Here is a 6423-nt window from a genome sequence, read left to right on the forward strand (position 1 = left end):
AATGATATTAATGATTGATAATTATGATTCTTTTACATTTAATTTAGTGCAGTTTCTTGGAGAACTTGGACAAGAGCTCGTTGTTAAACGTAACGATGAAGTGACCATTTCAGATATTGAGAATATGAAACCAGATTTTCTAATGATTTCTCCAGGTCCATGTAGTCCTAATGAAGCGGGGATTAGTATGGAAGTTATTAAATACTTTGCTGGAAAGATTCCGATTTTTGGAGTTTGTCTAGGGCATCAATCCATTGCACAAGTGTTTGGTGGAGAGGTTGTCCGTGCAGAACGATTAATGCATGGGAAAACGTCGCTTATGCATCATGATGGAAAGACGATTTTTTCGGATATTCCTAATCCGTTTACTGCGACGCGCTATCATTCCCTTATTGTTAAGAAAGAGACGTTACCCGATTGCTTAGAGGTAACATCTTGGACAGAGGAAGGAGAAATTATGGCACTTCGTCATAAGACATTGCCGATAGAGGGTGTGCAATTCCATCCGGAATCTATTATGACTTCTCATGGGAAAGAGTTGTTACAGAATTTCATTTGTAAATACAGTCCAAGTGCAACGTTATGTTAATTTACGTAAATGGTCAGTATGTAGAAGCAAGTGAAGCGAAAATTTCTCCTTATGATCATGGTTATTTATATGGTCTTGGAGTTTTTGAAACGTTTCGTATTTATAATGGTCATCCTTTCTTATTGGATGATCATTATGACCGTTTAATAGAAGCGCTGGATACATTGCAAATTAAATGGACAATGACAAAAAATGACGTGATGCTTATTTTGAAAGATTTACTCGCTAAGAATGAATTGAAGCATGCATATGTACGTTTTAATGTATCAGCGGGTATAGATGAAATAGGATTACAAACGGAAATGTATGAAGAGCCTTCGGTTATTGTTTTTATAAAATCTTTAACAGCTCCAGGAGATGTAGTGGAAAAAGAAGGTGTTATTCTAAAACAAGTGCGAAATACACCGGAAGGACCATTTCGCCTGAAGTCTCATCATTATTTAAATAATATTTTAGGGAAGCGTGAAATTGGAAATGTTGTGAGTAAGGAAGGTATTTTTCTTACTGAAGCAGGTTATGTTGCAGAGGGTATTGTTTCCAATCTATTTTTTGTGAAAGGTGATGTTTTATATACACCTTCGTTAGAGACAGGGATTTTAAATGGTATCACTCGTGCGTTTATTATAAAGAGTGCTGAAGAATTAAATATAGAAGTAAAGGAAGGTTTCTTTACAAAAGATGAGCTACTTTCAGCGGATGAAGTCTTCGTAACAAACTCCATTCAAGAAATTGTTCCGCTTTATCGTATAGAAGCGCAGGATTTCCCGGGTAAAGTAGGAGTGGTTACAAAAAGTTTAATGTACCTTTATGGAATGCAAAGAGAGAAATTATGGAGCAGAAATGAATTACGAAGAGGAGATGTGTAGTTTGAAGTGGGATTATGATTTACGCTGCGGCGAATATACATTGAATTTAAATGAAAAGACATTAATTATGGGGATTTTAAATGTAACACCAGATTCGTTTTCTGATGGTGGGAGTTACAACGAGGTAGATGCTGCGGTGCGTCACGCAAAAGAAATGCAAGGTGAAGGTGCTCATATTATTGATATTGGTGGCGAATCTACTCGCCCGGGTTTTGCTAAAGTATCAGTAGAAGAAGAAATAAAGCGAGTTGTCCCGATGATTCAAGCAGTTTCAAAAGAAGTAAAATTGCCTATATCTATCGATACATATAAAGCTGAAGTTGCAAAGCAAGCAATTGATGCTGGTGCTCATATTATTAATGATATTTGGGGAGCGAAGGCGGAGCCGAAAATTGCTGAAGTCGCAGCTCATTACGATGTACCCATCATTTTAATGCATAACCGCGATAACATGAATTATCGTAATTTAATGGCGGATATGATTGCTGATTTGTATGACAGTATTAAAATTGCTAAAAATGCTGGTGTGCGAGATGAGAATATTATTTTAGATCCAGGTATCGGTTTTGCTAAAACACCTGAGCAGAACTTAGAGGCGATGCGTAATTTAGAACAGTTAAATGTGCTAGGTTATCCGGTTCTCTTAGGTACTTCGAGAAAGTCCTTTATTGGGCACGTATTAGATTTGCCAGTAGAGGAACGCCTTGAGGGAACGGGAGCTACTGTTTGTCTTGGTATTGAAAAGGGCTGTGAGTTTGTTCGTGTCCATGATGTGAAAGAAATGGCGCGTATGGCTAAAATGATGGATGCGATGATTGGTAAGGGGGTAAGGTAATTGGATAAAATTTATATCCATGATATGGAGTTTTATGGTTATCATGGCGTGTTCCCAGAGGAGAATAAATTAGGTCAGAGATTTAAAGTTGACTTAACGGTGGAGTTGGATTTAAAGCGTGCAGGGGAAAGTGATGACTTAGAGCATTCGGCCAATTATGGAGAGCTTTTCGAATTATGTAGAAAAGTTGTTGAGGATAGAAAGTATAAGCTTGTGGAGAGTATCGCTGAAAATATTGCTGCAGATATATTAAAACAATATGAAAGTATTTCGCGCTGTACAATTAAGGTAATTAAGCCGGATCCACCGATACCGGGTCATTATCGTGCTGTAGCAGTAGAAATTACGAGAGAACGTCCATGAACAATATAGCTTACATTGCATTAGGGTCAAATATTGGAGAGCGTTATACGTATCTAACCGAAGCGATTCAGTTTTTAAATAAAAATCCTTATATTCAGGTTGATGATATTTCATCTGTATATGAAACTGAGCCAGTTGGCTATACTGACCAAAGTTGCTTTTTAAATTTAGTTATAAAAATTTCTACCAATTTATCACCACAAGAATTATTGAAAGTAACACAAAAAGTAGAAAATGACCTAGGAAGAAAAAGGGAAATTAGGTGGGGGCCGAGGACTATCGACCTTGACATTTTACTTTATAATCAAGAGAATATTGAAGCAGAGAATCTTATTGTTCCGCATCCGCGGATGTTTGAAAGAGCTTTTGTTATCGTTCCGTTGTTAGAAATTAATCAAGACATAAAACAAAACATTTCATGTTCACAAGTAGAAGAAATGAAAAGGCGAGAGGGAGTAACGGTATGGAAGCAGAAAAATGGGGAAGACGCATTCGTGCTTTTCGAAAGCTAAAAGGTTACACACAAGAAGGTTTTGCTAAAGCACTAGGGGTATCTGTATCTGTTTTAGGTGAGGTTGAGAGAGGGAATAGATCGCCTTCTCAAGATTTTGTAGTAGAAGTTGCTAAGGCATTAAATGTTTCGATAGAGGAATTAATGCCAAAGTGATTGTACAGGAAGGAGTAGATTGATTGTTAAAGATTGCAAATATCGAGATGAAAAATCCGGTTGTACTAGCACCGATGGCGGGAGTGTGTAACTCTGCATTCCGTTTAACAGTAAAAGAATTTGGTGCCGGCTTAGTTTGTGCTGAAATGGTAAGTGATAAGGCAATATTGCTTAATAATAAAAGAACATTAGATATGTTATATATCGACGAGAGAGAAAAGCCATTAAGTTTACAAATTTTTGGTGGAGAGAAAGAAACTCTTGTAGATGCTGCGAAATATGTAGATAAATATACAACAGCAGACATAATTGATATTAATATGGGTTGTCCAGTGCCGAAAATCGTTAAATGTGATGCTGGGGCAAGGTGGCTTTTAGACCCGAATAAAATATATGAAATGGTAGCAGCGGTTGTAGATGCTGTTGAAAAGCCGGTTACAGTTAAAATGCGTATCGGTTGGGATGAAGAACATATTTTCGCAATAGAAAATGCTAGGGCTGTTGAGCGTGCTGGTGGCCAAGCTGTGGCGGTTCACGGACGTACACGAGTGCAAATGTATGAAGGAAAAGCGGATTGGGATATTATTAAACAAGTAAAACAATCTGTAAATATCCCGGTTATCGGAAATGGTGATGTCGCAACGCCGCAAGATGCAAAGCGTATGCTTGATGAAATTGGTGTAGATGGTGTTATGATTGGTCGTGCTGCTCTTGGAGATCCGTGGATGATTTATCGTACGGTAAAGTATTTGGAGACAGGTGAATTAATGCCGGAACCAACAGTGCGCGAGAAAATTGATGTATGTATGTTGCATCTAGATCGTCTTATCAACTTAAAGAATGAAAGTGTCGCTGTAAGAGAGATGAGAAAACATGCAGCTTGGTATTTAAAAGGTGTTCGTGGTAATGCGAGTGTACGTAATGGTATTAATGCTTGTAACACACGGGAAGACCTTGCGAATGTGTTAGGTACATTTGTAGAAGAAGTGGAAGCGAAACAACAAACAATTTACGTTGGTTAATAATGGACATAGGAGATTGACATTCTTCTATACACTTCCTATAATTACGTGAAAGAAAGAAGAGCTGCCAGTTAGTTGCTGGCAGTTTTTCTAGTTGAGTAGAAAATGCTATACTGTATATATTGTAAAATTAAATAGAGCTGGAGTGATATCAATATCATGGATAACATGAACCACGAAGAATTAAACGACCAATTGATTGTTCGTCGTGAAAAGCTACATAATTTACGTGAACAAGGAATTGACCCGTTCGGTAAAAGATTTGAACGCACAAATTCAACAACTGACTTAGTGAGTCTATATGGAGAGTTCTCTAAAGAGGAATTAGAGGAGAAGGAAATCGCTGTTTCTATCGCTGGTCGTATTATGACAAAACGCGGAAAAGGGAAAGCTGGATTTGCACATGTTCAAGATTTACATGGACAAGTTCAAATTTATGTTCGTAAAGATGCTGTTGGAGATGACGAGTACGAATTATTTAAAACAGCAGATTTAGGTGATTTAGTAGGTATTGAAGGTAAAGTGTTCAAAACAAACGTTGGAGAACTTTCAGTAAAAGCAACAGGCTTTACGCTATTAACGAAATCTCTTCGTCCATTACCAGATAAATACCATGGATTAAAAGATGTTGAACAACGCTACCGTCAACGTTACTTAGACTTAATTACAAGTATGGAAAGTCGTGAAACGTTCGTTACTCGTAGTAAAATCATTCGTGAGATGAGAAGATACCTAGATGACAACGGTTATCTTGAAGTGGAAACACCTATGATGCATGCAATTGCAGGTGGAGCTTCTGCGCGTCCTTTCACTACACACCATAATGCGTTAGATATGGAATTATATATGCGTATCGCAATTGAGCTACATTTAAAGCGTCTTATTGTGGGTGGTTTAGAAAAAGTATATGAGATTGGCCGTGTATTCCGTAATGAGGGTGTATCAACTCGTCATAACCCTGAGTTTACGATGATTGAATTATATGAAGCATACGCTGATTATAAAGATATTATGAAGTTAACAGAAGATATGGTTGCTCATATCGCGAAAAAAGTACTGGGTACAACAACAATCCAGTATGGTGATTATGAAATTAATCTAGAACCAGAATGGACACGTCTTCATATGGTAGATGCGATTAAGCAATACTCTGGAGCTGATTTCTGGAATCCGATGAGTGTAGAAGAAGCGCGTGAACTTGCAAAAGAACATAATATAGAAATTAAAGATACAATGGAAGTTGGTCATATTATAAATGAATTCTTCGAACAAAAAGTAGAAGATAAATTAATCCAACCAACATTTATTTACGGTCATCCGGTAGAAATCTCGCCGCTTGCGAAAAAGAATGATGAAGATCCAAGATTTACAGATCGTTTCGAATTATTTATCGTTGCGCGTGAACATGCAAATGCATTCACTGAGTTAAATGATCCAATCGATCAAAAAGAACGTTTTGAAGCGCAATTAAAAGAGCGCGAACAAGGTAATGACGAAGCTCACATGATGGATGACGATTATATTGAAGCTCTTGAGTACGGTATGCCTCCTACGGGTGGATTAGGAATCGGTATTGATCGTCTAGTTATGTTATTAACAAATGCACCATCTATTCGTGATGTATTATTATTCCCTGCTATGCGCCATAAACAAGACTAAGCTTTGGAGATTTCTCCAAAGCTTTTTTTATTTGAGCATGAGTTGCGTGGGTATAGTAAATCTTGATAGTGCGAGAAATTATATTTATATAGAAGAAATGTGCTGTTTTTATACTTTTTTACTAAGTTAAAAATTTTATTAGAAAAACTATTGCATTTTAATAATCAAACTGGTATATTTATATTCGTTGCCACGAAAGGTAACAAACAAAACAAACGAAAAACAACTTATTGAAAAAAGTTGTTGACGAAAATATAACGAAATGTTATATTGATAAAGTCGCTTCTGAGCGACAAAGTAGTTCTTTGAAAACTGAACGAAACAAACAACGTGAAACGTCAATTTTTATTTTAGATGCTAGACAAACTAACTTTATTGGAGAGTTTGATCCTGGCTCAGGATGAACGCTGGCGGCGTGCCTA

General features: G+C 37.0%; 8 protein-coding genes. All 8 read left to right on the forward strand.

The window, feature by feature from the left end:
• The first annotated feature begins 1 nt into the window (after position 1).
• Positions 2–589: an aminodeoxychorismate/anthranilate synthase component II gene (gene pabA / locus GBN78_RS14490; protein WP_000602296.1), complete on the forward strand. Its 588-nt coding sequence runs from the start codon at positions 2–4 to the stop codon at positions 587–589.
• Positions 583–1455 (forward strand): aminodeoxychorismate lyase, encoded by an 873-nt coding sequence (pabC, locus tag GBN78_RS14495; protein ID WP_098299818.1) that lies wholly within the window; start codon positions 583–585, stop codon positions 1453–1455. Before pabA ends, pabC begins: the two co-directional genes overlap by 7 nt.
• Positions 1430–2290 (forward strand): dihydropteroate synthase, encoded by an 861-nt coding sequence (gene folP, locus GBN78_RS14500; protein WP_130068102.1) that lies wholly within the window; start codon positions 1430–1432, stop codon positions 2288–2290. The genes pabC and folP overlap by 26 nt, the downstream gene beginning before the upstream one ends.
• Complete coding sequence (gene folB, locus GBN78_RS14505) at positions 2291–2653, forward strand: dihydroneopterin aldolase (RefSeq protein ID WP_098299821.1); 363 nt, start codon at positions 2291–2293, stop codon at positions 2651–2653.
• The gene (gene folK, locus GBN78_RS14510) at positions 2650–3165 is read left to right on the forward strand and encodes a 2-amino-4-hydroxy-6-hydroxymethyldihydropteridine diphosphokinase (RefSeq protein WP_001059447.1); all 516 of its coding nucleotides are present in this window, start codon (positions 2650–2652) and stop codon (positions 3163–3165) included. The genes folB and folK overlap by 4 nt, the downstream gene beginning before the upstream one ends.
• Positions 3117–3320 carry a helix-turn-helix domain-containing protein gene (locus tag GBN78_RS14515; protein ID WP_000387024.1) on the forward strand — a complete coding sequence of 68 codons (204 nt, stop codon included), beginning with the start codon at positions 3117–3119 and terminating at the stop codon, positions 3318–3320. The genes folK and GBN78_RS14515 overlap by 49 nt, the downstream gene beginning before the upstream one ends.
• 23 nt (positions 3321–3343) lie before the next feature.
• Positions 3344–4342 carry a tRNA dihydrouridine synthase DusB gene (dusB, locus tag GBN78_RS14520; RefSeq protein ID WP_086409614.1) on the forward strand — a complete coding sequence of 333 codons (999 nt, stop codon included), beginning with the start codon at positions 3344–3346 and terminating at the stop codon, positions 4340–4342.
• Between the two features lie 159 nt (positions 4343–4501).
• Complete coding sequence (gene lysS / locus GBN78_RS14525; RefSeq protein ID WP_098299822.1) at positions 4502–6001, forward strand: lysine--tRNA ligase; 1500 nt, start codon at positions 4502–4504, stop codon at positions 5999–6001.
• Positions 6002–6423: the final 422 nt, after the last annotated feature.

It is taken from the genome of Bacillus sp. B2-WWTP-C-10-Post-4, from assembly GCF_009183805.1.
In the GTDB taxonomy this organism is placed as follows: Bacteria; Bacillota; Bacilli; order Bacillales; family Bacillaceae_G; genus Bacillus_A; species Bacillus_A cereus.

Excerpts from the sequence above, each read along its gene's own strand:
- folP (WP_130068102.1), top strand. The coding sequence starts at position 1,430 with ATGAATTACGAAGAGGAGATGTGTAGTTTGAAGTGGGATTATGATTTA.
- GBN78_RS14515 (WP_000387024.1), top strand. The coding sequence starts at position 3,117 with ATGGAAGCAGAAAAATGGGGAAGACGCATTCGTGCTTTTCGAAAGCTA.
- lysS (WP_098299822.1), top strand. The coding sequence starts at position 4,502 with ATGGATAACATGAACCACGAAGAATTAAACGACCAATTGATTGTTCGT.
- pabA (WP_000602296.1), top strand. The coding sequence starts at position 2 with ATGATATTAATGATTGATAATTATGATTCTTTTACATTTAATTTAGTG.
- pabC (WP_098299818.1), top strand. The coding sequence starts at position 583 with ATGTTAATTTACGTAAATGGTCAGTATGTAGAAGCAAGTGAAGCGAAA.
- folK (WP_001059447.1), top strand. The coding sequence starts at position 2,650 with ATGAACAATATAGCTTACATTGCATTAGGGTCAAATATTGGAGAGCGT.